Annotated in this window: 31 protein-coding genes; 28 read left to right on the forward strand and 3 right to left on the reverse strand. The window is 42.6% G+C overall.

Features of this window, described 5'->3' with window-relative positions; translation table 11 throughout:
• The first annotated feature begins 25 nt into the window (after positions 1-25).
• From AAHT65_RS07620 to AAHT65_RS07660, 9 genes are read left to right on the forward strand one after another with little or no spacing between them, the layout of a single operon-like run.
• Positions 26-961, forward strand: a complete 936-nt coding sequence (locus AAHT65_RS07620; RefSeq protein WP_343311260.1) for a phage major capsid protein — start codon at positions 26-28, stop codon at positions 959-961.
• Between the two features lie 10 nt (positions 962-971).
• Entirely contained in the window at positions 972-1322 is a 351-nt protein-coding gene (locus AAHT65_RS07625) for a YqbF domain-containing protein (RefSeq protein WP_343311261.1), read from the forward strand.
• Between the two features lie 5 nt (positions 1323-1327).
• Positions 1328-1720, forward strand: a complete 393-nt coding sequence (gene yqbG, locus AAHT65_RS07630) for a protein YqbG (protein ID WP_343311262.1) — start codon at positions 1328-1330, stop codon at positions 1718-1720.
• Positions 1717-2079, forward strand: a complete 363-nt coding sequence (locus tag AAHT65_RS07635) for a DUF3599 family protein (protein WP_343311263.1) — start codon at positions 1717-1719, stop codon at positions 2077-2079. Before yqbG ends, AAHT65_RS07635 begins: the two co-directional genes overlap by 4 nt.
• Positions 2076-2579 (forward strand): HK97 gp10 family phage protein, encoded by a 504-nt coding sequence (locus AAHT65_RS07640; protein ID WP_343311264.1) that lies wholly within the window; start codon positions 2076-2078, stop codon positions 2577-2579. Before AAHT65_RS07635 ends, AAHT65_RS07640 begins: the two co-directional genes overlap by 4 nt.
• 12 nt (positions 2580-2591) lie before the next feature.
• The gene (locus tag AAHT65_RS07645; protein ID WP_343311265.1) at positions 2592-3029 is read left to right on the forward strand and encodes a phage tail terminator family protein; all 438 of its coding nucleotides are present in this window, start codon (positions 2592-2594) and stop codon (positions 3027-3029) included.
• Entirely contained in the window at positions 3026-3217 is a 192-nt protein-coding gene (locus AAHT65_RS07650; protein ID WP_343311266.1) for a hypothetical protein, read from the forward strand. The genes AAHT65_RS07645 and AAHT65_RS07650 overlap by 4 nt, the downstream gene beginning before the upstream one ends.
• Positions 3218-4618 carry a phage tail sheath family protein gene (locus AAHT65_RS07655; RefSeq protein ID WP_343311267.1) on the forward strand — a complete coding sequence of 467 codons (1401 nt, stop codon included), beginning with the start codon at positions 3218-3220 and terminating at the stop codon, positions 4616-4618.
• Between the two features lies 1 nt (position 4619).
• Positions 4620-5063 (forward strand): phage tail tube protein, encoded by a 444-nt coding sequence (locus tag AAHT65_RS07660; RefSeq protein ID WP_343311268.1) that lies wholly within the window; start codon positions 4620-4622, stop codon positions 5061-5063.
• Positions 5064-5379: 316 nt separating this feature from the next.
• On the opposite strand, the gene AAHT65_RS21615 is transcribed toward AAHT65_RS07660, so the two are convergent.
• Both AAHT65_RS21615 and AAHT65_RS07665 read right to left on the reverse strand, forming a co-directional pair.
• Positions 5380-5484, reverse strand: a complete 105-nt coding sequence (locus tag AAHT65_RS21615; protein ID WP_106360939.1) for a putative holin-like toxin — start codon at positions 5482-5484, stop codon at positions 5380-5382.
• A 561-nt stretch (positions 5485-6045) separates the two neighbouring features.
• Positions 6046-6135: a putative holin-like toxin gene (locus AAHT65_RS07665; RefSeq protein ID WP_073982158.1), complete on the reverse strand. Its 90-nt coding sequence runs from the start codon at positions 6133-6135 to the stop codon at positions 6046-6048.
• A 154-nt stretch (positions 6136-6289) separates the two neighbouring features.
• On the opposite strand from AAHT65_RS07665, the gene AAHT65_RS07670 reads away from it, so the two are divergent.
• From AAHT65_RS07670 to AAHT65_RS07760, 19 genes are all read left to right on the forward strand, one after another.
• Complete coding sequence (locus AAHT65_RS07670; RefSeq protein WP_106360938.1) at positions 6290-6739, forward strand: phage tail assembly chaperone; 450 nt, start codon at positions 6290-6292, stop codon at positions 6737-6739.
• A 23-nt stretch (positions 6740-6762) separates the two neighbouring features.
• On the forward strand, positions 6763-6918 hold the full coding sequence (locus AAHT65_RS07675; RefSeq protein ID WP_181279864.1) for a hypothetical protein: 156 nt from the start codon (positions 6763-6765) through the stop codon (positions 6916-6918).
• Between the two features lie 46 nt (positions 6919-6964).
• Positions 6965-12235: a phage tail tape measure protein gene (locus AAHT65_RS07680; RefSeq protein ID WP_343311269.1), complete on the forward strand. Its 5271-nt coding sequence runs from the start codon at positions 6965-6967 to the stop codon at positions 12233-12235.
• Positions 12228-12887, forward strand: coding sequence for a LysM peptidoglycan-binding domain-containing protein (locus AAHT65_RS07685; protein WP_268518304.1), 660 nt, complete (start codon positions 12228-12230; stop codon positions 12885-12887). Before AAHT65_RS07680 ends, AAHT65_RS07685 begins: the two co-directional genes overlap by 8 nt.
• Before the next feature lie 16 nt (positions 12888-12903).
• Entirely contained in the window at positions 12904-13884 is a 981-nt protein-coding gene (locus AAHT65_RS07690) for an XkdQ/YqbQ family protein (protein WP_268370206.1), read from the forward strand.
• A complete protein-coding gene (locus AAHT65_RS07695; RefSeq protein ID WP_214917676.1) occupies positions 13881-14147 on the forward strand; it encodes a DUF2577 family protein in 267 nt (88 codons plus the stop codon). Before AAHT65_RS07690 ends, AAHT65_RS07695 begins: the two co-directional genes overlap by 4 nt.
• Positions 14148-14159: 12 nt before the next feature.
• Positions 14160-14585: a DUF2634 domain-containing protein gene (locus AAHT65_RS07700; RefSeq protein ID WP_277714241.1), complete on the forward strand. Its 426-nt coding sequence runs from the start codon at positions 14160-14162 to the stop codon at positions 14583-14585.
• Entirely contained in the window at positions 14578-15624 is a 1047-nt protein-coding gene (locus AAHT65_RS07705; protein WP_343311270.1) for a baseplate J/gp47 family protein, read from the forward strand. The genes AAHT65_RS07700 and AAHT65_RS07705 overlap by 8 nt, the downstream gene beginning before the upstream one ends.
• Positions 15608-16186: a putative phage tail protein gene (locus tag AAHT65_RS07710; protein WP_343311271.1), complete on the forward strand. Its 579-nt coding sequence runs from the start codon at positions 15608-15610 to the stop codon at positions 16184-16186. The genes AAHT65_RS07705 and AAHT65_RS07710 overlap by 17 nt, the downstream gene beginning before the upstream one ends.
• Positions 16183-16455, forward strand: coding sequence for a hypothetical protein (locus AAHT65_RS07715; RefSeq protein ID WP_106360931.1), 273 nt, complete (start codon positions 16183-16185; stop codon positions 16453-16455). The genes AAHT65_RS07710 and AAHT65_RS07715 overlap by 4 nt, the downstream gene beginning before the upstream one ends.
• 2 nt (positions 16456-16457) lie before the next feature.
• Positions 16458-17561 carry a hypothetical protein gene (locus AAHT65_RS07720; protein WP_343311272.1) on the forward strand — a complete coding sequence of 368 codons (1104 nt, stop codon included), beginning with the start codon at positions 16458-16460 and terminating at the stop codon, positions 17559-17561.
• Positions 17562-17572: 11 nt separating this feature from the next.
• On the forward strand, positions 17573-17911 hold the full coding sequence (locus AAHT65_RS07725; protein WP_268370192.1) for an XkdW family protein: 339 nt from the start codon (positions 17573-17575) through the stop codon (positions 17909-17911).
• Positions 17908-18072, forward strand: coding sequence for an XkdX family protein (locus tag AAHT65_RS07730; protein WP_268370190.1), 165 nt, complete (start codon positions 17908-17910; stop codon positions 18070-18072). The genes AAHT65_RS07725 and AAHT65_RS07730 overlap by 4 nt, the downstream gene beginning before the upstream one ends.
• Positions 18073-18166: 94 nt before the next feature.
• Positions 18167-19069 (forward strand): phage-like element PBSX protein XepA, encoded by a 903-nt coding sequence (gene xepA / locus AAHT65_RS07735; protein WP_343311273.1) that lies wholly within the window; start codon positions 18167-18169, stop codon positions 19067-19069.
• Positions 19070-19115: 46 nt separating this feature from the next.
• Complete coding sequence (locus AAHT65_RS07740; RefSeq protein ID WP_239815348.1) at positions 19116-19538, forward strand: phage holin family protein; 423 nt, start codon at positions 19116-19118, stop codon at positions 19536-19538.
• Between the two features lie 45 nt (positions 19539-19583).
• The gene (locus AAHT65_RS07745) at positions 19584-20558 is read left to right on the forward strand and encodes an N-acetylmuramoyl-L-alanine amidase (protein WP_268370184.1); all 975 of its coding nucleotides are present in this window, start codon (positions 19584-19586) and stop codon (positions 20556-20558) included.
• Between the two features lie 112 nt (positions 20559-20670).
• A complete protein-coding gene (locus AAHT65_RS07750) occupies positions 20671-21084 on the forward strand; it encodes a hypothetical protein (protein ID WP_268518313.1) in 414 nt (137 codons plus the stop codon).
• 229 nt (positions 21085-21313) lie between these two features.
• On the forward strand, positions 21314-21943 hold the full coding sequence (locus AAHT65_RS07755) for a VanZ family protein (RefSeq protein WP_328184999.1): 630 nt from the start codon (positions 21314-21316) through the stop codon (positions 21941-21943).
• 3 nt (positions 21944-21946) lie between these two features.
• Positions 21947-22330 carry a hypothetical protein gene (locus AAHT65_RS07760; protein ID WP_268370179.1) on the forward strand — a complete coding sequence of 128 codons (384 nt, stop codon included), beginning with the start codon at positions 21947-21949 and terminating at the stop codon, positions 22328-22330.
• Between the two features lie 133 nt (positions 22331-22463).
• On the opposite strand, the gene AAHT65_RS07765 is transcribed toward AAHT65_RS07760, so the two are convergent.
• Positions 22464-22844, reverse strand: coding sequence for an Imm50 family immunity protein (locus tag AAHT65_RS07765; protein WP_268370177.1), 381 nt, complete (start codon positions 22842-22844; stop codon positions 22464-22466).
• Positions 22845-22863 lie beyond the last annotated feature (19 nt).

Raw genomic sequence — 22863 nt, forward strand, 5'->3', positions numbered from 1 at the left:
CTTATAACACACAAGGAGGAAACATATGAGAAATCAAGATGTAATTGAAAAAGCAGAGATGACGCTTGCCAGCTTAAAGAGCGGCGGCATTATGAACCCAACACAAGCAAATGCTTTTATCCGAATGGTTCAGGATACACCAACAATCTTAAATGATGCACGGGTCATTCAAATGGATCATGATACTCAGAAGATCGAAAAAATCGGTTTTGGCCAGCGTATTCTTCGCTCAGCACAAGAGGGAATCTCTTTGACAAAAGACCAAAAGGCAGTTCCATCGACAAGTACAGTCGATCTAAGCACGAAAGAAGTCATTGCAGAAGTGAATATCACCTATGACACACTTGAAAACAACATTGAAAAAGACGGCTTGCAAAATACAATCATGCAAATGCTTGCTGAACGTGCTGCCGTTGATATTGAAGAGCTGCTGGTGAACGGGGATACGACTTCCTCTGACTCTTATCTCGCTCAGTTAGACGGTATCAGAAAGCAAGCAACTTCTCATATTGTTGACGCAGCGGGCGAAGAACTGACGCGCCAGACATTCAAGCGGGGATATAAAGCAATACCTTCTAAATATTTGCGTATCCCGCAGGAGTTCCGCTTCTATACGTCGCCTGGCATGGAAGTCGAGTGGAAAGACCGAGTGGCTGACCGTCAGACATCTTTAGGGGATACCGCTGTACAAGGTGGGCTTTCTTCTGCTTTTGGTGTTCCGGTCAAAGGCATTGCGAATATGCAGCCGTACACCATTGGCGAAGGGGATACAACATCTGACGTTTCTGATATTATCCTTACCCATCCGAAGAATATCATTCTTGGATTCTCTCGAAACATCCGAATCGAAGTGGACAAAGATATCAGAGCGCGTAAATTTATCATCGTCCTGACAGCTAAGCTGGACAGCAAATTCGAAGAGGAAAATGCTGTGGCCAAGATCGTGAAAGTGAAAGAGTAGGTGAAAAAATATGGCCGACACATATACAGCGGAGTTGATAGCGGGCAAGACATATGACGTTATGGGGTATGTCTTCCTGCTCAACCAAAAGCGTGAAGTGGAGAAAGCCGTCTATTCTTATTTGCGGAATAATGAGCAGTTTGAGTGTCATTTGATTAAAGAAGAGCCAAAGGAAACGGAAAAACCTAAAAGCGATTATGACATCGCATCAAAGAAGAAGTACACAGAAACAGAATTGAAGGGCATGAATAAAACTGAACAAGAAGCCATTGTTACTGATCTTGGTGGCAATCCGTCTGACTTCAAGAATGCAGATGAAAGAATTGCCTTCATCCTTGAACAGCAAGGAAAAGAAGAGTGAGCGGCATGTTAATTACACCCGCTGATCTAAAGGCTTATTCAGTTTTTGATTCGGTCAAGGATCGGGCGGACGAACTGCTCGCCCAGGATATCATTGAAGCCGTTGCTGAAATTTCGTTAGAAGTTGGCCATGATTTTTCAGGAGAGAAATATGACCCTCTTCCTGAAAAGGTCCGGCTTGCCGTTATAAAGATGGCGCAGTTTTATGCTCTGATCAATTCTGATGAGTCGATTACAAAAGGATATACGACCGAGAAGATAGGAGATTATTCGTATACTCTCGGCAATGGAAGCACCATTCAAAAACCAGATGTTTATGCACTGATTAAAGGTTACGTGATGCCGGCTGATTCAACTCTTGAGGGCACAGAAGTAAAAATGAGGATGAGGTCCATATGAGTTACTTCTCCTTATTGACACACCGGTGTGATGTTTATCATCTGCAGGAGAAACACGAAGGGCAAGAAAAGAGATACGGCGTGCCTGTTCACGATGCGCAGCCGGTCTATTCTTACCCCGCTGAGCCTGATATAAAGAGTCAGCCCTGCTATTTCACTGAGAAGAGCCAGTCAATTGTCCAGCAGGAGCCAAACGCATCAATCTATCAGTCATTTATGGTTCATTTCCCTGCTTCTGCAGATATTCGTATCAATGACAGAGTGAAGTGGGAGGGGACTGCCTACAAATTGCAGCAGCCGCGCTTAATTAAAAAGCATCATTGGGAAGTGACGGCGGTAAGGGAGGTTAATTACCTATGAGAATTAAGGGACTTGATCAATTCGTTCAGGCGCTGCACCACGCATCCCACGGAGGGCTGCGGCAAGAATATGAGACTTGGCTTGAAGCAATGGGGTATCAATTCCTTGATATTGTTCAGGATGAAGTAATTCGGACTCAGACAGTAGACACACGCCGCCTGCTTAACTCGTTTCATAAGGGCGATCAGGAAAATATCTTTTCGATAACAGCTGGTAAATTAAAGCTGGACGTAGGAACGAATCTCGATTACGCCTCTTACGTTAATGACGGGCATTTCACCATAGACCCATCTAAAAATCAGGACCGTCGCTGGGTGCCGGGCCGCTGGAAAGGTGATCGCTTTGAATATGATCCGGCTGAAAAAAACTCCGGAATGCTGCTGAAATTCCAATGGATTGACGGTTCAGGATATTGGGATAACGCAATGGCCATCTTTGAAATGATGTTTGAGCGCAGCCTTGAGCGGAAGCTTCAGCAATGGATTGAAAATAAATTTTAAGGTGGCGGCAACATGAACAGTGAAGTTGGCTCAATCATGGGCTATCTATACAAATTGTATCCTGTACAGGTGTATGAGGAAGAGATACCGCAAAATTTCGCTGTCCCATCTCTTTACTTCCCTCCAGCTTCTACCGTCGATGGGCCGGACACAGTCTCAACATTTCAGAAAGCCTACGTACTAAACGTGAAACTCTTCCATGAAAACGCACAGAAGGCTCATACAGAGGCGGAAAGGATTGCGGATACTCTTAGGAGTAAAAGGGGGATCATTCCGCTCATACAGGAATCTGGAGAAGATACGGGTGATTTTATTCGTCTGTCTCGGATAGAAACCCGAGTGACGGATGATTTCGCAAGCATAGTCTTGAATTGGACAGGCCGCTACTGGTACGAGCGAGAAGAAAAGCCTGCACTAAAAAATATTGATTTCACAAGCGGGGTGAAATGATGGCCACTAAATTAGAAAAAGCAGAAACTGCTTTCTATATCAATGATTTGAGGGAGCACAGTCGTGAGCTCTTTGGGGTAAAGCCCGAAGTATTTGACGGTGCTCTTTTTCATGTAGACAAAAAAAGAATTACAAAAACAGAGGCGAAGAAGCTCATAACTCAGTTTCTTCAAAAGGAGGTTAAATAGATGAACGGCGGAACATTTACACCAGGCAAGGAAAAAGAGCGTGCCGGTATTTACTTTAATTTTAAAACAACCGCTGAGGAGCGCGTATCTGTCGGCGAAAGAGGAACCGTAGCGCTGCCGATCGCTTCAAGTTGGGGAGAACTGAAAAAATTCATTTCTATCTCTTCCATTGAGGATCTAAATAAAAAAATCGGATTAAACATTGATAATCCTTCTCTTCTTCTGCTGCGTGAAGCAATGAAAAAGGCAAAAACAGTCTTGCTCTATCGACTGACTGAGGGTCTTCGTGCTTCTGCTGATATTAGCGAAGGAGTCAAGGCAACCGCTCTTTATGGCGGAACCAAAGGGAATGACATCATTATCCGGATCGCTGAAAACGTCGTTGATTCAAAAAAGGTTGATGTCATTACGTATCTCGATCAGTCAGAAGTTGACAAGCAGACTGTCTCCGCTGCCGAGGAACTGAAGGCTAACAGTTATGTAACGTTTACCGGGAAAGGAGATTTGACTGTATCTATCCCGCTTACCGGTACATCTCCGGCAGATGCAAGTGGGGACTTAACTGCTTCAGCCGGAACCCGTCTTTCTGGTGGTACGGATAAAACACCGACTAATGCCGACTATATGGATTTCTTAGAGGCAGCCGAAACGGAATACTTTGATACAATCGCTCTTCCGGTAGAAGATAACGAGCAGTTGAAAGCAACATTCGTAGCGTTTGTGAAGCGGTTAAGGGATAACCAAGGCCAAAAGATTCAAGGCGTCCTCTCAAAATATAAAGGGGATCATGAAGGAATCATCAATGTGACAGGCGGGGTTTTGCTGGAAGACGGGACTGAAATCACTCCTGAAAAAGCTACCGCTTGGGTAGCTGGTGCAAGTGCGGGGGCTACCTTTAATCAGTCTCTCACGTTTGTCGAGTATGAAGGGGCAGTGGACGTTTTAATCCGCATCGACAATGATGAAATCATTGAACGACTGGCGAAAGGTGAATTTTTGTTCACTTATGATCCCCGCGATAAGGCGGTATCTGTTGAAAAGGATATTAATTCCCTGACCAGCTTAACGGCTGAGAAAAACAAGGTATTCCAGAAGAACAAAATTGTTCGGGTCCTTGATGCCATTAATAACGATCTGACATCACAGCTGAAAGCATTAATCAAATCCAGAAAAGCGAGCGGCAGCGATGTCCCGGCTTCGGACGATGGTCTGCAGTTCGTGAAAACCCTCATCACTCAATACATGGGAATCCTTCAAGATGGGGGCGGCATTACGGGGTTTGACTCCGAGACTGATATTGCGATTGTTCTGAATGAAGATCGAGACGGCTTCATCATTGACTTGGCCGTGCAGCCTGTTGATGCAGCAGAAAAATTCTACTTTAACGTGGAGGTGAAGTAAGGTGGGTTTTAAAGCACAGAATACGATATCTGGTAAAGAGGGGCGCCTTTTCTTGGATGGTGAGGAATTGGCTTTTATCAAAACGTTTGAAGCGAACGTGGAGAAAAATAAAGCGGAAGTCAATGTCATGGGCCGACGCATGACCGGTCATAAAACGACTGGCGCAAACGGAACAGGAACAGCGACATTCTATAAGGTCACGTCCCGATTCGTGCAGTTGATGCTCAATTACGTGAAAAAAGGAGAAGATCCGTATTTCACCCTGCAGGCGGTGCTTGATGATAAATCATCTGGCCGCGGGACTGAGCGGGTTACTCTCTATGATGTGAACTTTGACTCTGCGAAAATCGCCGGGCTGGATGTGGATTCCGAAGCGTTGGAAGAGGAAGTGCCGTTCACCTTTGAGGATTTCGATCTTCCTGAAAAGCTGAAGGATGCGTTTTAAAAATGAGATAAATAATGTAACAAAAAGCAAATAACAAATAATGATATAAAATAATGCTTTGTGTTATAATCACATTGATGTTAAATGTAACACAACATTATCGTCAGCTATGTTGTGTTACATTCAGATAACATTTCTGATGACAATATTGTAATTTGTTTTGTCGTATTTCTTTCTAAAGAAATGCATATAATAAAAAGACCCGGCAGCCACCGGGTCAGTGCAAATGAATATGCCCTTGTTGGGCAGCTCATTACTGTTTTTTTGATGAATAGACTTTATTCCTTAGAACTTTGCAGGGTCCATAAGGAAGGGTCTATTTTTTCTTTAGTAGCGACAACAATGAAACGATTATGGCCAGAAGGCTTACGGTATACGTACCAAAAGCAATCATTAAGTAAATCGCTTGATAAGTTGTCATGGCAACTCCCCCTTTCGAAAGGGTGTAGCTGCCTACTTAAAGCCGATTCATTTGCACTCTAATATATATTATATTAAAACACTCAAACTTTCACAGAAAACGAGAGTGTTTTTTTTCTTGATCAAAGACATGAAGGGAAAATGGTTCCGTTCATCTTTGTGTAATGCATTTCTTGCAATGCATTTCAGGTTTTATACTCTTAGAAATCCCTAAATTCTAGTGGAATCTAACAAAATCTAATAAAAACCAGTACATTAACACTTGCTATCGCTGGGGCGAAGTGGTTACAATATTAGTGTAATAGTAGTATAGTTAGTATCAATACTACTGTTAGTATCAATACTACTGGCATTAAGGTATTCATGAATACCGATGTAATGCATTTCGTTTTTCTTGGTTTTCCATGTATTTCTTTTACAAGAAATGCATAAAATAAAAAAGACCCGGCTGCAACCGGGTCGGTATAAATGTTGGCCCATCAAGAGGGCTGGCTTAACAACTTCATGAAAGATTTAAGGATAGACTTAACCCTTTAACTTTTCGACGAGCTCAAGGGTGGGTCTATTTCTTTTTTATATAAGTCAACAGGGCAATTATAAAAGACCCGAAAGCAAGCATGAGCATTAATGCTTGAAACGTTGACATGAGCATCACCCCCCTTCATGAGGGAGTGAGCCAGACCGCCCTTGAGGTGTTGAAAGCCAATTCATTTATACTAAACCATATTGTACCATAACACTCTCAAAAACCGAGAGTGTTTTTTTATTGCCTGAAGACAATCAAAACAAAAAAGGAGCTAATTAACATGAGCGAAAAACAAAACGAAAAAGTATACGATCTTTCATTCTTTATGCCAGGACAAACAATTGAAGCGGAAGAGGTAAAAGTACCGATTTCAAAACGGTTTAAAGATAAAGCAGGGAACGTGATTCCATTCGTATTCAAAGCAATCACGACAGAGCGTATTGACGAGCTAGAGAAAGAGAATACAACATACAAAAATGTAAAAGGCCGCGGTCGCGTAAAAGATTTGGACAGCCAACGCTTTTATGCTCGTATTGCTGTTGAATCAACCATCTATCCGGATTTCCGTTCCAAGGAGCTGCGAGAAGCATATAAAACAGCAGACCCTGTCGAAGTCGCAAAACGTGTACTTGCAGTCGGCGGGGAATATGCTAACTGGCTGAATAAGGCTATCGAGATCAACGGTTTCGAAGATGATCTGGAGGACCTTGAAGAAGAAGCAAAAAACTAATACGAGGCGGGGATAAAGAGGCTGTGTATTTCTATTACGCTATGCACGAGCTGAAATACTCTCCGTCTGAATTAAGAGAGCTATATGAAGCGCCTCGTGAATACAAGGCGCTTTTGTATGGTGCCATTGCTTATAAACTTGACGTGCTTGAAAAAGAAGCGAAAAAAGCAGGGCAATAATTATTGAGCTGTTAGAAAAAGGAGCAGAGGAAGGAGGAAAATAACCATGGCTAAACTAACAGCCACATTTGATCTTCACGATAAGATGACAAAAAAACTCCGTAAAATACAAGGAAATGCTGAAAGACTCCAGAGGGCCGCTAATGGCCCTCTTATTTTTGAAGCTGATGACCGGACGCAGCGAACCATGCGCAGAATAGACCGATCAGCCAGCCAATTGACGCGGCGTCCCCGCTCTCTTGATGTCCGTCTCGATGATCAGGCTTCAGGAGGGTTAACCCGCATAAGGCGGCAGACTGAGGACATCACAGAAGGAGAACATGAGGTCAGGGTATCGGTGGAAGACCGGGCGACCCCCCGCCTGCGTTTAATCAGGGGAAGTCTGTCTGATTTAGATCGATCAGACGCAGCGCCGACTGTCTCCGTCAGAGACCGCGCATCCGGGGATTTAAATTCCCTTCGGCATCGCGTTTCCGATTTAGATGGATCTGAGGCGACGCCTACTGTATCTATTAAAGACAAAGCTTCCGCTGCTCTCGATGCTATTGAAAAGAGATTGGATGGTTTAAAGACTGTCACGATTACGTTAGCGGCAGCGGGTGGATTATCTGGCGGCGCTATTATGAATTCGGGAAAAAATGCGATGGCCCAAGATGCCTATGTCTCAGCAACTTCAAACGTGAGTAAAAAAGACGCAGCGCGGATGACTGACGACATTTTCTATAAAAACAAAGTGGGCGGATCACGGGAGGAAGTCAGCTCAGCATTAAAGGGGCTCTCGCAATTGACGGGGGCATCCGACCGAGCTCTCGCAGAACTCACTGAGTCATCAAGTAAAGTCGCTCAACTGATGAATGCTGACCAAGCTGAAGTAGACCGGGCATTCAGTGCTATGTATAACAACTTGAAAATGACCGGGAAAGAGAGCGGGGACACCATCGCCTACATCTACCGTAATGCTGGCGACCAGGCCGACGATTTGCTGGACACAATGAATGAATACAGTTCCACTTTCAAAGACATGAAGCTCACAGGCGGTCAAATTGCTAACGCCATGATAAAAGGGACCAAGGGCGGCGCACGGAACTTTGACAACCTCGCTGACAGTATGCGTGAGTTCAACATCCGCCGTACGGAGATGTCGGATAACCAAGTCGCGGCATTCGAACAATTATTTGGCGGTAAAGAAACGCAAAAAATGTTCAAAGGCTTTAAAGATGGCTCAATCAGTGGACAGGAAAGTCTTTTTAAAGTGGCTGATGCGCTATCCAAGGTCAAAGATAAGACCAAGCGTGCTGCTATAGCAACTGAGCTGATCGGGACACAGTACGAGGATTTAAAGCAGCCTATTCTTGATATGGCTGAAGGGATCGGCACAAGTGCAAAAACAACTGGCGAGCTAAACCGCAGCTTTACTCAACTCCGGAATAACAATCCGATGACGCCTGTAAATGATGCGTTGAGGGATTTTGAAAGTATATCTAAGGATATGGGAACTTCATTGTTAACCGGCCTTGGCCCTGCTTTTGATAAGATTAGTGACTTCCTGAATAGCAAAGAAGGCAAGGAAAAGCTGAAAGAAATCAAGGCGGACATTACTGATCTTGGAGAAGCCATCGGTGACAAATTGAATAAGGCTATCGAATTTACGGTGAATCACTGGGATGAACTGAAAACAGCGTTTAAGGTTGTGGTCCCGCCTCTGATCGGTTTAATAGCTTATCTGAAGATTCTCCGCCCGCTCCTGAAAGGAATAGGCACAGCCGGTGGCGATGCTGCCCGAGTCATAAAAAGCCTGATTCCTTCCCGATCGCCTTCCGCTTCTGCAGATCCTAACACGAGAAGTGGCAGAAGAAACGGGAGGTCTGGAAGAAGAAGTCCAACAAGTATAGCACGGAGTGGAAGTTTAACCGGCTGCTGCTGTGCTGGAGGTTTTGGTGGGGAAGACCGGGCATCTGGCCGGCAAGGAGGCCCCGCCCGAAGAAATCCCGCTCGCGGGACAATCAGCGTGCCTGCTGATCGTTTAGGAAGGCAAAGTGGACGTACAGGGTCGGGCTCTGCTGCAGGTCGGGCAGGAGTTTCAACGACAAGAACTGAACTTCGCTCTGCTGGACAGGCTTCATCTAAAATGGGGAAAATACTCAAGCCGCTTTCAGGTGTTGGCAAGTTTGCAAAAGGGATCCCTTTACTTGGTACAGCTTTAGCTGCTACGGGGCTTATCGGTATGAATAAAGATAATGCCGGCGAAAAGCTCGGCTCTTTTGGAGGCAATATGGCAGGAGCGGCCGCAGGTGGTGCAACCGGCGCGGCAATAGGCTCTGTCGTTCCTGTTGTTGGAACTGCTGTCGGCGGAGTTGTCGGTAGTATCGCAGGCGGTATCGGGGGTTCTGATTTAGGATCATCTATTGGCAAATGGTTTGATGATGGTGGCGCTTCTAAAGCATGGGATGGAATTGTTGACGGTGCAGAAAAAGCCGTTGATTGGATCAGCGATACTTGGTCTGATTTCTCGGATTGGTTTATGGATAATGTCTGGAATCCTTATAGTGATTGGGCCGGAGATAAGATTGATAAGATCACCAAAAAATTCGAGGATGCTAAGAAATGGCTGACGGATACCTGGAATGACGTGTCATCCTGGTTTGTGGATAACGTGTGGACACCTATTTATAACACAGCAGTCCCGATCATTAATTTAGTAGTAGGTGCCTTTTTATTTGCCTGGGATGGTATCAAGGCTCTCTGGAAGATTGTTTCAACCTGGTTCATGGATAATGTTTGGGATCCATTAGTTGACGGTGTCACTGACGCCGCAGATTGGATTTGGAAAAAAATAAATGACGCTTGGAAATGGATTTCGGATGTATGGTCCACTGTCTCAACTTGGTTCATGGATAACGTGTGGACGCCGGTGAGTGATGCGGTCACGACAGCGGCAAACTGGATTTGGACGAAGCTTAACGAAGCGTGGACATTTATTTCTGGCTTATGGTCCACTGTCTCAACTTGGTTCATGGATAACGTGTGGACACCGGTGAGTGATGCAGTCACGACAGCCGCAAATTGGATTTGGACGAAGCTTAACGAAGCGTGGACATTTATTTCTGGCTTATGGTCCACTGTCTCAACATGGTTTATGGATAACGTGTGGACGCCGGTGAGTGATGCGGTCACGACAGCCGCAAATTGGATTTGGACGAAGCTTAACGAAGCATGGACGTGGATATCTGACAAATGGAGTGCTGTTTCAGTTTGGTTCAGTGAAAATGTTTGGAATCCAATTGTCTCAAAAGTGGAAGATGCCAAAAAATCCATTTCGGAAAAATTTGAGTCAGCGAAAAAAGCTGTTAAAGATGCCTGGAATGGTATTTCTGAATGGTTTAGTGAAAATGTAGGAGATCCCCTTGAAAAGATAGCTGACGGAATTAAGAAGAAGTTTGAAGATACCTTCTGGTGGGTCATTAAGCTGAAAGGATTAGCTGACGCTGGAGGAGAGATCATAGGCAATATCATAGGGAGAGGTGAGGAAGCTACTGGATTAACAACAAAGAAATCCGGTAAGTCTTCATCTGGTAAAAATACTAGCGGTGGCGGAGGAATTGCTGGTCTTGTTCAGTCGCAGTCATCAGGGCCAACAAGTATTTTCCCTAAACAAAAAAGCGTTCTTGAAAAGAATGCGACGGGCGGCTATATTACGAAACCAACTATTTCTTGGATTGGTGAAGCAGGTAAAGAGTTTGTGATCCCTGTTGATAACAACAAGGGTCGCGGTAAAATGCTTCTTTCTCAGGCAGCTTCAAAACTTGGAATGAGCGTTGTTGACGACATGGCTTCTGCTTCATCTGCAGGTGGAGAAACTGCTGTTTCACCATTAGCCGGCGGAGCAACAGTTTCCGCTACGGTATCTCCTACCGTTGATACTTCGAGCCTTAATGAACAGGCTACTTCTTTCGGTCAACAGTTCACGCAAGGTTTTGATCAAGGTATTGGCGATAATGTCGTTTCAATGGATGCTTGGAAACAGAAAAACGTTGGCCAGCCTATGAAAAATTTGGTCTCCTACTCTCCGAATTACGGAAAACAAGTGGTCAATGGTTATGCTAACGGTCAGAACAGTACGGCAACCGGAACAGATGGCTTCCTGCAGACGAAAGTCAAAACACCATTCCAGAACACTGTGAATAAATCCACTTCATGGGGAAGCGGTACAATCAAAGGGTTTGCTTCCGGACAAAATAGTTCCCAGACCGGTACTGATCAATACGTAAATACTCATGTGAATAAGCCATTTTTGCGATCTAAAGAATCATCAAACGGCTGGGGAACAGGAATGATGGGGAATTTTGTTTCAGGCATGACTTCAAAGGGCAGTGAGGTCCATGAGGCTGCCAAGGAACTAGCAAAAAAAGTCGAGAAAGCTTTTCGTGAAGAGTTAGATATCCATTCACCTTCTCGTGTCATGATGAGCTTGGGGCGTTTCGCCTCTGTTGGTGTTATAAAAGGTCTGGATTCTGTCGATGTGAAAAAATACGCTGAGAAGCAAGCCGGTTCACTGGCAGCTGCTTATTCCGGAATGGGCGCTGTAGGGGGAAATGTGAAACAGTGGCTTATGACAGCAATGATGGCCACAAAGACACCATTGAGCTGGCTACCGGGATTAATGACGATTGCTCAGCATGAATCAGGGGGCAACCCGAACTCTATTAACCTGTGGGATAGCAACGCGAAGGCGGGAAATCCATCACAAGGACTCATGCAGACAGTCCCGACCACATTTAATGCTCATAAAGCACCGGGCATGGGTAACATTCGAAACCCAATTCACAATGCAGCTGCAGCGATCGGATATATTAAGAGCAGATACGGCTCAATTGACAATGTGCCTGGCATTAAAAGCTTGAGACATGGCGGTCCGTATGTTGGTTATGCTAACGGTGGCCTGATCACAAAAGAACAAATTGCTCGTGTCGGGGAAGGAAATAAACGTGAATGGATCATTCCGGAAGAGCGTGGCATACGTGGCCGTTATTTATTGGGACAGGCTGCTAATGCACTAGGTATGGAAGTATCTGATCCCGCACAAACTGGTCAAGCTGAACTGTCTTCTGGACAGTTGAATGCTGCCACTTCGGGAAGCACACGGACGCCGGTAGCTGTTTCCGGCGGTAAAGAGGTTGTCATTCAATTTAATGGAGATCAACATTTTCACAATGATCAGGACACGGAAAGCTTGATTGCAAAAATCAAGCAGGCGCTAATTAACGAATTAGAACAGGACATCAACATCGGAACGAAAGGAGTCGTGGCTTATGACTAAATCCGTCTATGAATTTTGGATTTCACAGGGGAAGGACAAGCTTCGGCTTCCCGTTCTTCCTGAACAAATTGATATATCTAATACTATTCAAAATGAATCGGTTAAAGTGGCCAGTTTTGGGGAGATCACTTTTATTGATAATCCGGGAGCGAAAGAAATTTCGTTCTCTTCTTTTTTTCCAAAGAGATATAGTCCGCTTGCCGAATATAAAGGCTTTCCGTCTCCTGAAAATGCAATCGCCAAAATAGAGAAGTGGGTGAAATCAAAAAAGCCGGTTCAATTTTTAATCACTGGTACAAAAATAAATTTCACCTGCAGCATTGAAGGCTTTTCTCATAACGAGGGCCAGAAAGACATTGGGGATCGAGATTTTGAAATCAAGCTAAAAGAATATAAAACCGCCTCACCGCGGAAGATCAAGCAAAAGAAAAAGACGAAGAAAAAACGGCCGTCCAAGTCTGCTCCTAAAACCTATACAGTCAAAAAAGGAGATACATTGTGGGACCTTGCCGGGAAATTCTACGGTAACAGTACCAAATGGCGTAAGATTTGGAATGCCAATAAAACGGCCATGATTAAACGCAGCAGACGAAATATCCGGCAGCCGGGGCACTGGATTTTTCCCGGACAAAAATTAAAGATACCGCAATAAAAGCAGGTGATGACCAATGATAGAGTTATTTGTCATTAAAGAAACGGAATGGCTTGAGCTGGTGACAGAAAGTGTTTCCCTTGAAGGGCAACGATACCAGGCACCGCGAACAATTACAGCCAAGATTGTTACGAAACAAGACAATCATTCATATTACAGTGTGTCGGAAGGGGATACGGTTTTATTTAAGTGGAAAGGGAAAGAGCTTTTTCGCGGTATCGTGTTTTCTCGAAACCCAGAAGAACATGGATTGACATTCACCGCTTATGACCAACTGCAATATCTGGTGAAGAATAAGGATGTATATGTGTTTTCTAATCAGCGAGCTGACCAGATCGTCAGACGCCTTGCTCGAGATTTTCAGATTCCGACTACAACTATTGCCAATACAGGTTACACCATAAAGTCGCTTGTCTTCAAAGATGATACGAGTCTTTATGACATCATACTAAAGGCATTGAAACAGACAAAAAGCCAAACTGGCCATAATTTTCAATTGTACTCTGCTAAAGGAAAGTTGGGCCTTAGGGCTTGGCCGGACCCGACAGAAATATGGGTGCTGGAAACAGGAGTGAATATCACAGGATACCAATACAGCACTTCTATCGAAGACACTGCAACCCGCGTTAAACTTCGCCGGCAGAAAGACAATAAGACGTATACGGCTACAGCCAGTGATAGTTCAGGAATAAGTAAATATGGGGTGCTGCAGTATGTTGAAACGGTTTCAGATAACATCAACCAGGCGCAGCTTCAGCAGCGCGCCAATGTACGGCAAGCGCAGAAAAAAGGTGTTAAAAAAGAATTGAAAAGTATTCAGGCCATTGGTATTCCTGATTTACAGAGCGGCTTGCCTGTTTATATCTCTATTCCGGAAGTTGGGGTCAAAAAAACATATTGGATTGATTCAGACAAACACGAATTTAAAGGCAGCTCCCACACGATGACAATCGATGTGGTTGAGAAAAACTCTATTCCGGATGGTGTTTCTTCATGAGGTTAAGTGAAGCAATCAAACATTTGGCTGTCGGCGCCGTTGGTTCTGAGTCGCCGTTGGATATGCTGCCGGCTGAAGTGGTTTCTGTTTCTCCTATTGAAATTAAGCTCAATGAAAATGACAAATTGGTTATACCTTCTGATTTAATTATTGTTCCTAAACGGCTGCGCGCCGGTGAAGAGGATGAACTGAATACAGGTGAGAGTGTGATGGTTGTCTCCTTAAAAGGCGGACAATCATTTTTTATTCTCGACAAAATATAGGGGGTGCTTGGATTGGCCCTTTCACCAGAAATAGAATTTGATGATATTGAAGATGACAGCGAGGTTATAGAGACATCGCGAACATATAGAATCGACTTTGAAAACGGGCGAATTACCAACGAGCTGATTACAGGACTTGAGGCAGTTAAGCAATTTGTTTACATGGCTCTTCATACAGAACGCTATTCCTATTCCGTTTTCAGTCACGATATCGGAAATGAGCTTCAGGAGGTTCTTTCTGACAACGAAACAACAGACGCATATAAAAAAATGGAGATTCCGCGGCTGGTCGAAGAAGCTCTAATTTATGATGATCGAATTTCTTCTGTTACTGAGTTTGAAATTGAAAAATCAGGTGATAGGTTTTTAGTTTCTTTTATTGTAGAGACAGATGAAGGCACGCTGGAGATCGAGGAGGTGCTTGGAAAGGATGTTTGAGGATCAAACGTTTGAAGAGATTATGGACCGTATGCTGGCCCGTGTCTCCGCAGATATTGATACGAGAGAAGCCAGCGTTATTTATAGCGCATTAGCGCCTGCTGCCGCTGAACTTGCAAAATCGTATATATGGCTGGATACAGTGCTGGAACTCGTTTTCTCTGATACCGCACAAGGTGAATTTTTAGACCGACGAGCGGCTGAGGCCGGTATAGAAAGAACAGCTGCTACGAAAGCTGTGCGAGCGGGAGAATTTACAGCCGGTGTAAAAATCCCCGTGGGATCCCGCTTCTTTGTTGATAATCTCTATTTTCAATATACAGCTGATGGAACACTAGAATGTGAGACTGCCGGTGAAGCTGGCAATGCGAATATTTCCGGCCAAAATCTTTTATCACTTGATACGATACCAGGACTTCAAAAAGCCATAGTGAAAGAAATTCTGATTCCTGGTCGTGAAGAAGAAGATGACGACAATTTAAGAGAACGCTATTTTATCCGCGTGCGCCGAGAAGCAGTCAGTGCCAATAAAGAGCATTATAAACAGTGGGCTGAAGAAGTAGACGGAGTGGGGAAAGCAAAGGTCTTTCCGCTTTGGAGAGGGGACGGCACGGTCAAAATTATAGTTACAGACGCAAAGCTGGAACCTGCCTCAGATATTTTGATAGCAAAGGTCAAAGATTATATCGACCCCGAACCCGGACAAGGAGAAGGACAGGCGCCGATCGGAGCATTTGTGACAGTAGAAAGTGCAGAATGGAAAGAGATTGAGATTTCCGCTTCTGTGCTTGCTGAGATTAATAGTTCAATTGATCAAGTTAAGGCTGAGATAGAAGCGGGGGTCTTAAATCTTTTCAAGAAGATGGCTTTTGAAGACAATGTGATCCGGCTCTCCCAGATCAATAACATCGTATATAATTCACCATCCGTCAGCGACTATTCAGATATAAAAATCAATGGTCTGTCTGAAAACTTGGTTCTGGATGATATTGAAATCCCTAAGCTTAGGCAGGTGACGATCGTTGAGCAAACTCGATGAAATGACGGCTTACCTGCCGCCGTTCCTAACCAAGTTGAAAGAAATGGCCGAACTCCTTCAGGCGGAAGCGCCAGAATTTGAGAAGCAAAATAATGGCATCTTTGATCTGACAGATCAGCTGTTTGTTACTACGGCAACCTGGGGGCTTGAACGGTGGGAAAAAATATTGAACGTACCGAGAGAGTCCGGCGATACGGATGAAATCCGCCGGCTGCGCCTGATCTCCAAAATGTCCAATATTCCACCGGCAACTTATCGGGCCATTGAGCGGGCACTTAATAGGTTCCTTAAAAACCCGTCTGCCTTTGTTCGGCTGATACCTGGTGAATATCGTTTCAATGTTGATATCAATATAGATGATCTGCAGCACATGACTGAGCTTATTGAAACGTTAGAAAACATGAAGCCGGCACATCTGGCCTACACTCTCAGACCGGCTTTTAATGAACATCTGCAGATAAAGGATACAATCATCCTAAATCATCGGAGATACCGCAGAGTAAGTGAGCTGAAGGTGGGATATTCCGTAACACTTGATAATAATGAGGTGATCTTGACTTGATCTCAAAAGCTTATAGGAAAAGAACTGCTGCTGATTTAAAAAGCAGAATCAGTAAAGTGCTGTTGAATGGAAAAGAGACTGAAATTGTGGAGCTGTCGATCAGTGGCGCGGTGGTTACGGTTCTCACGCATCGTGAAGAAGATATCAAGCATATCGAAACCGTGCAGGTCATTGATGATACAGGAAATGTGATTACTGAACGGGTCACTGATTTAGACGTCAGTGACAACAGAACTCTGGATTTTAGATTTACCTTTGAGGTGGTGTAACGATGGCTTACGAAGAAAAAACAGATTGGCTTCCGGACGATCCGATTAACGAAGATGACGTCAACCGCTGGGAAAAAGGCATAAAAGACGCTCATGCGGATCTGGCAGCCCATAAAATCGACATGAACAACCCACATAAAACGTCAAAGGGACAAGTCGGGCTCGGAAATGTGGACAATATACAGCAGGCTGCGAAAAAAGATTTTGATAATCATGTCGAAGATAATGAGCGTCATATCAGCAAAGCAGAGCGGGAAAATTGGGACGGTAAAGAGACGCCTGATGGGGCTCGACAAAAGGCTAATCAAGCATTGGATGAAGCTATGAAGTATGTGGATTATAACATCACAAACGAGAAGTTAATTTGCATACGTGATGGAGATGAAAGAGCCATCGTCGATGCAAGAACGCCAGGCACTGAATATCCTGAAGGAATAACCTTTATGGGGATTTATGAAGCGAACACTACAGGTTATCCCCTCAGTTATGGATTCGTTAAAAACGAAAACTTAAACAAATGGCGTTTTGCTCAGTATTTCTATGGTAATGCTGATTCAACCAACGGGAAAAATCACATGACCGGAATTTGGGTTCGTCATTGGTGGGATAGCTCCGGTTGGACAAAATGGGAGAAAATCTCGGGTTTCGTACATGCAAATATTGGTGTATCGGATGTTCAATATTTAAAGCAGATTGATCACACCAAGATTGCTTTTAACCGAAAAATAAAAGACAGTCACAATGCTTTTGACACTAAAAATAATCGATTTGTGGCGCCGAATGACGGCGTGTACTTAGTTGGTGTCGGGCTTTATATGATCAACTATGCTATGTACATCAACTTTCATTTAAAGGTGTATCTGAATGGAAAAGAGTATAAAACACTTGATCACTATAGAGGGTACTTCGACAATGGCAAAGAAATGAATCTGGGCTTAAATGGGACAGCAACTATACCGATGAACAAAGGGGATTACTTGGAAATCTTCTGCTACTGTAATTATGGCGGAGACGAAACTGTTAAGAGAGGCATTACTGATAAAAATGAGGTTTACAACTATTTTGATATCCAGGAAATCGGAGGACTAAACTATCCAAGAGTGTAAGGAGGTAAAGAATGAATTTAGGTGAAGCGATTCTTTATAAATATCCAAATGCAGATCCGACTACTGATTTTATCATACAGAATAATGGCGATGGCACGCCCTCTTATATTGCACAGTGGAATATGCGGGCGCCTATCCCGACCGAAGCGGATTTACAAGCTTGGTGGGACGAACTAAAGCAGACACCGCCATTTGAGCCGCCCGACCAAATTCAATTACTGGCACAGGAGCTCTCGGAAGAAAAACTGGCCCGTAAGCAGCTTGAAGAATTAAACCAGACACTTGGACGGCAGCTGTCAGAAATGAAGCTTGCTATTATGTCATGGAAAAAGGGGGATGAATCAAAATGAATTATTGGGTATGGGCGCTTTATTATAAATGGGCCACCACAGAGATGGTGAAAAAAGCAATTTATTATGAAGACTGCTCTGAAGAAGACTTGCAGCAGGGGGTTGAAAGAGAGCTCGTTACTCCGCAACAGTATAAAGAGATTACAGGTAAAGCCCTTTAGGCTTTTTTTATTTTGCCTGAAAGGGGGTGAGGGCATGCGGTGAGAGGAGAAGAGTGGTCGTTACAAATCTAAATTATTATGAAGGAGGACAATCATGTTATCTTTAGGATTTACATTTCCAACGGATGCCGCGGGAAAGCCGGGCGCAGTAAAACCATTTAGAGAAGGGAAAAGTGACTTTGTTGAGCCGGTTGCTGATATTTCAGGCACAGCAGAACTTCTGACCAATGCAACATTAAAGGCAACAGATTCTTATAGCCAATACGGCCAGGATAGATTGGGATCGATCTTAATCTCTAAAGTGAAAGGCTATGCTTATTCAGATCGTGAGGGAACCTTATTCGTTGAGCAAAGTAACGATAACGTCTCATGGTCCACCATCACATCATTAGAAGTGAAAGCCAATACTCTTTCTGAAACTGATTGGATTTATTTATCACAGAGATACTATCGTTTCAGATATGCGAATGGAAATCTGCAGCAGTCTGAGTTTTTGCTGTATCAATCTCTCGGAGCTGGGCAGGAGGATTTGAAAATTAGAGACTCAGTCTCAATCACATCTGATAAACCGCTCCCGCTTCAATTTAATTCAAGTAACGTATCGAAAGACGGCCGATTAAAGGTAGAAACTCAGGGGGTCTCAATTAATCCGTCTGATTTTGAAAATGTTCAGGCTAAAACAGCGGATATCGTTTTTCATGACAAAGTGGAGACGAAGGGTGAAGGAAATACACTGACAGTCGGAGCCTTTAAAACACTGCTTATCGAAGTGTATGGTACAGCTGAAACAAGCGAATTAAAATTTTGGGGTAAATCTCTTTCAGGGACAAAACGACCAATCCGCGGCCAGAAGATTGATGATGGCACCATGGCAACGAGCACAGTCGGTAAGTCAGAGACTTGGACTTTTGATATTACAGGATTTAAAGAAATCATTATGGAACTCACATCTGTAACGAATGGAAACTTTTCAGTAAAAGGGACAGCCGTCTCATAATTTGCGGCTGTCCCTTTTACTATGCCTCGAAGGAGGTGATCAAAAAATGGAGGGAACGAGAGTGCTTATAAACTTTGAAACTTTAGATTTAGCGAGAATATATTTATTTGGAGGTGTGAAATACCTTGATTTGTTGTTAATCCTTAGCATCATTGATGTAATCACAGGAGTGATCAAGGCATGGAAATTCAAGAAGCTACGTAGCCGGAGCGCTTGGTTCGGTTACGTTCGCAAGATGCTCAGCTTTCTTGTAGTCATTGTGGCAAATATAGTTGATACGATTACGAACCTGAACGGCGTCCTGACTTTCGGAACCGTTCTTTTTTATATTGCTAATGAAGGCTTGTCAATTACCGAGAACCTTGCACAAATCGGGGTGAAAATACCGGCGGCCATTACAGACCGGCTGCACGTAATTGAAAATGACAATGAACAGACAACAAATAAAACAGATAAAGCTGCTGGCTAACCCGCGGCTTTTTTATATTCAAAAACAGAATAGGAGTGAAAATCTATGACAATAAAAGTAGTGAAAAACTTAGTTTCAGATGATAAATACAAGTTAAAATGTCCTAACGGTATGACTGCAGAGTATATCACAATCCACAATACGGCCAATGATGCGCCAGCTAAAAACGAAATCAGTTTCATGAAGAATAATACAAGTTCGACAAGCTTTCATTTTGCGGTTGATGACAAACAGGTAATTCAAGGGCTACCGTTAAATCGCAACGCCTGGCACACTGGTGACGGCACAAACGGCCCAGGAAACCGTAAGTCTATCGGCGTTGAAATCTGCTACAGCAAGTCAGGAGGCGCAAAATATAAGGCTGCTGAAAAGCTGGCAATCAAATTTGTGGCGCAGCTTCTTAAAGAGCGCGGCTGGGGTATTGATCGTGTCCGTAAGCATCAAGACTGGAACGGCAAGTATTGTCCCCACCGGATTTTGTCAGAGGGTAGATGGGATGAAGTAAAAGCCGCTATTGCTGATGAATTAAGCAAGATCGGCGGTAAAAGTTCAGCAGCTTCAGGCGGTTCATCAGGATCCGCAACAACATATACAGTCAAAAAAGGAGATACTCTTTCCGGAATTGCGAAGGCTGAAGGGGTAAGTGTTGCAAACCTCCAGAGCTGGAATAACATTAAGGATCCAAATAAAATCACAGTTGGCCAAAAGTTAAAACTGAAAGGATCCAGTTCATCCAGCAGTACTAAAACAAGCAGTAAAAAAACATCATACTCCTTGCCTTCTGGTGTCTTTAAAGTGACAAACCCGATGAGAAAGGGAGCAGAAGTCACAAAGATTCAAAAAGCGCTGGCGGCTCTTTACTACTATCCGAACAAAGGAGCAAAGAACAACGGAATCGACGGCTATTACGGACCGAAAACAGCAAATGCGGTCAAGCGATTCCAGTCAATGTACGGATTGACTGCTGATGGAATTTACGGGCTGAAGACGAAATTAAAATTAGAGTCTTTGCTGAAATAATAAAAAGCTCTCTCTTTTTCTTAGGGAGAGAGGGCTTTTCAAAGTTATTAGATACCTCAGTTGTATAAAAATTTTAAAAATGCAAATGTTAAATTGAAAGGAGATGATTACTGTGAAAAAAATAATTGTAATGGTGATCTTATGTTTTTCGTTAAGTTCTATCACAGTAGAAGCTGCTAAACAAGAACAATACCAGAACACAGAAGTTTCACAAGAACTATTTGGTGTTTTTATGCATGAACTTTTCTTTAAAGATATATTAGACAGTGTCCGGGAATTTTATAAAGATGACTCAATCTCTGTTACCATTAAAGGAGGCGTTGAATTATCGGAAGACAAAGAAGGAAGATATATAATGAAGTTTATTGTGCTGCCTCATTCAAGGCTTTCAGGGAAAAAGGACAAGACTTCAGGAACCGATACTTTGACTTTCAGAGTAAACCCATTCCTTTTGGGTACTGAATCTAAAGATAGAAAATCAGCAGTCACATTCCTAAATCTAGAACATAACGATTCAGCAAAATAAAAATGATAAAACAGGGCGCTCTACATAACGTCCTGTTTTGACATTTCAAATTACTCATGTTAAAAATGAAAGATTTTTCAATTTCCCTCATTCGTATCATACAAATGCTGTTCATGAAAAGTATCTATGGATATAAAAGAAAATGTTTCATTAAAATGGATTTATTAGAAGGTATTACCTGAAAAATATAGAACCTATTATATATGAAATATATAAAGGGGGTGAAAAAATGGGAGATATCTTAATATTTACTTGGCTACAATTAATACCATTATTGATTATTTATTCAGCAGTGATGTTTTTACGTTATCGAAAAAGGAAAACTTCTTTCATTCAACAAATTGTTTACCTTTCCTTCTTTATTTATTCAGTACTAGTCATAAGCAAAACATTCCTTCCTATTCCGATAAGTAAACGTTATATTCAGATTATTATAGAGTCAAACACCGCACAAAAAAATAACTTTATTCCTTTCTCTGATATTTATAAACTCCTTATGGTTAACCCCAATCATCTTTTAGATGTAATACTCAAACAAATTGGAGGTAACATACTATTATTATTACCTCTAGGATTTTACGCTCCAATCTTATGGAAGCGCTTTAACAAAGTCAAGTCTGTTTTAGCTTTAGGTTTTTTGGTTTCTAGCGGGATTGAATTAACACAATTAATAACTTCTACAATTTTAGGAGTTACCTATCGTAGCTTTGTTGTTGACGATATTATCTTAAACACGATTGGAGTATTAACTGGATATTGCTTATTTAAAATCATCAGTCCATTGTTGATAAATATTATCAAAAGCATTGACACACAAAACAATAAAAATTTAAAACTATTAAATTTATGGAGGGATTAATTAATGAAACTCAAAAAAACTATTCTATCTTTTGTTCTTCTATGCACACTCACACTGCCGACAGTAGCTTTTGCTGCTGTTGATACTTATACTTTTTCATATGATTTTAAATATAGATTAAATTCGCAACTGTTCAGTTTTTCCAATGGAACCCATTCGAGAACTTTGAAAATTACTCCTCAAGTTCCAGGTAATTTTAGTGTCGATTTATACAGGGCTAATAATGCGGGAGTAGGAGTATTACAGGATACCAAAAGTTTTTCAGGGGATAAGGAAGTATCAAAAAAGTTTTCTGTAAAAAATAAAAATGGGAAATTCCAGTTTAGAATGAGGAAAGCTGATAATGGAAAATATGTTGTCGGTCATGGATTATTCATAGACAAATAAGATGATAACAGGTAGTGAGGATCTACGGTCCTAAAATGAAAGTAAACTTAAAGCACTTTTTAAATAACAAAAGAAAAGCCCTTCTCATCACGAGAGGGGGCTTTGTTTATTTAACAAGATAATCCAATCAAACTCAAACAGCTTCGTTAATATAACCATTTATTGATTGAATAAAACCGGTGTCAGCTTTGATCTTTGCGTTAATTTCACCTGTTACATTAATGTCTAATAAGCCTTGTTCATCCTTAGTTATCTCAATGTTTCCTCTGTATGTATCTGAAGAAGTTTTCATTTCTAAGGAATGGATATCGAAGAAGTCCACTTGAAGGGCGATTGAGTTGTATCCCAGATTAGCCCATTTCTTAGGTGGATTCTCGGCATAGAATGGCATATCAAAATGTAATGTTACTTTTCTACCTTCTTCTTTTATATAAATACCCTCAATGCGTACATTATCTAAGTCTGGTATCTCGTTATATAAACTTTTTAAAAAATGACTTTCTTCTAAATTCATGTACCACATAAAATCACCT

The sequence above is a fragment of the Bacillus atrophaeus genome (assembly GCF_039519175.1).
GTDB classification, from domain to species: domain Bacteria; phylum Bacillota; class Bacilli; order Bacillales; family Bacillaceae; genus Bacillus; species Bacillus atrophaeus.

Excerpts from the sequence above, each read along its gene's own strand:
- AAHT65_RS07620 (WP_343311260.1), top strand. The coding sequence starts at position 26 with ATGAGAAATCAAGATGTAATTGAAAAAGCAGAGATGACGCTTGCCAGC.
- AAHT65_RS07625 (WP_343311261.1), top strand. The coding sequence starts at position 972 with ATGGCCGACACATATACAGCGGAGTTGATAGCGGGCAAGACATATGAC.
- yqbG (WP_343311262.1), top strand. The coding sequence starts at position 1,328 with ATGTTAATTACACCCGCTGATCTAAAGGCTTATTCAGTTTTTGATTCG.
- AAHT65_RS07635 (WP_343311263.1), top strand. The coding sequence starts at position 1,717 with ATGAGTTACTTCTCCTTATTGACACACCGGTGTGATGTTTATCATCTG.
- AAHT65_RS07640 (WP_343311264.1), top strand. The coding sequence starts at position 2,076 with ATGAGAATTAAGGGACTTGATCAATTCGTTCAGGCGCTGCACCACGCA.
- AAHT65_RS07645 (WP_343311265.1), top strand. The coding sequence starts at position 2,592 with ATGAACAGTGAAGTTGGCTCAATCATGGGCTATCTATACAAATTGTAT.
- AAHT65_RS07650 (WP_343311266.1), top strand. The coding sequence starts at position 3,026 with ATGATGGCCACTAAATTAGAAAAAGCAGAAACTGCTTTCTATATCAAT.
- AAHT65_RS07655 (WP_343311267.1), top strand. The coding sequence starts at position 3,218 with ATGAACGGCGGAACATTTACACCAGGCAAGGAAAAAGAGCGTGCCGGT.
- AAHT65_RS21615 (WP_106360939.1), bottom strand. The coding sequence starts at position 5,484 with ATGACAACTTATCAAGCGATTTACTTAATGATTGCTTTTGGTACGTAT.
- AAHT65_RS07665 (WP_073982158.1), bottom strand. The coding sequence starts at position 6,135 with ATGCTCATGTCAACGTTTCAAGCATTAATGCTCATGCTTGCTTTCGGG.
- AAHT65_RS07670 (WP_106360938.1), top strand. The coding sequence starts at position 6,290 with ATGAGCGAAAAACAAAACGAAAAAGTATACGATCTTTCATTCTTTATG.
- AAHT65_RS07680 (WP_343311269.1), top strand. The coding sequence starts at position 6,965 with ATGGCTAAACTAACAGCCACATTTGATCTTCACGATAAGATGACAAAA.
- AAHT65_RS07685 (WP_268518304.1), top strand. The coding sequence starts at position 12,228 with ATGACTAAATCCGTCTATGAATTTTGGATTTCACAGGGGAAGGACAAG.
- AAHT65_RS07690 (WP_268370206.1), top strand. The coding sequence starts at position 12,904 with ATGATAGAGTTATTTGTCATTAAAGAAACGGAATGGCTTGAGCTGGTG.
- AAHT65_RS07695 (WP_214917676.1), top strand. The coding sequence starts at position 13,881 with ATGAGGTTAAGTGAAGCAATCAAACATTTGGCTGTCGGCGCCGTTGGT.
- AAHT65_RS07705 (WP_343311270.1), top strand. The coding sequence starts at position 14,578 with ATGTTTGAGGATCAAACGTTTGAAGAGATTATGGACCGTATGCTGGCC.
- AAHT65_RS07720 (WP_343311272.1), top strand. The coding sequence starts at position 16,458 with ATGGCTTACGAAGAAAAAACAGATTGGCTTCCGGACGATCCGATTAAC.
- AAHT65_RS07725 (WP_268370192.1), top strand. The coding sequence starts at position 17,573 with ATGAATTTAGGTGAAGCGATTCTTTATAAATATCCAAATGCAGATCCG.
- AAHT65_RS07730 (WP_268370190.1), top strand. The coding sequence starts at position 17,908 with ATGAATTATTGGGTATGGGCGCTTTATTATAAATGGGCCACCACAGAG.
- xepA (WP_343311273.1), top strand. The coding sequence starts at position 18,167 with ATGTTATCTTTAGGATTTACATTTCCAACGGATGCCGCGGGAAAGCCG.
- AAHT65_RS07740 (WP_239815348.1), top strand. The coding sequence starts at position 19,116 with ATGGAGGGAACGAGAGTGCTTATAAACTTTGAAACTTTAGATTTAGCG.
- AAHT65_RS07745 (WP_268370184.1), top strand. The coding sequence starts at position 19,584 with ATGACAATAAAAGTAGTGAAAAACTTAGTTTCAGATGATAAATACAAG.
- AAHT65_RS07755 (WP_328184999.1), top strand. The coding sequence starts at position 21,314 with ATGGGAGATATCTTAATATTTACTTGGCTACAATTAATACCATTATTG.
- AAHT65_RS07760 (WP_268370179.1), top strand. The coding sequence starts at position 21,947 with ATGAAACTCAAAAAAACTATTCTATCTTTTGTTCTTCTATGCACACTC.
- AAHT65_RS07765 (WP_268370177.1), bottom strand. The coding sequence starts at position 22,844 with ATGAATTTAGAAGAAAGTCATTTTTTAAAAAGTTTATATAACGAGATA.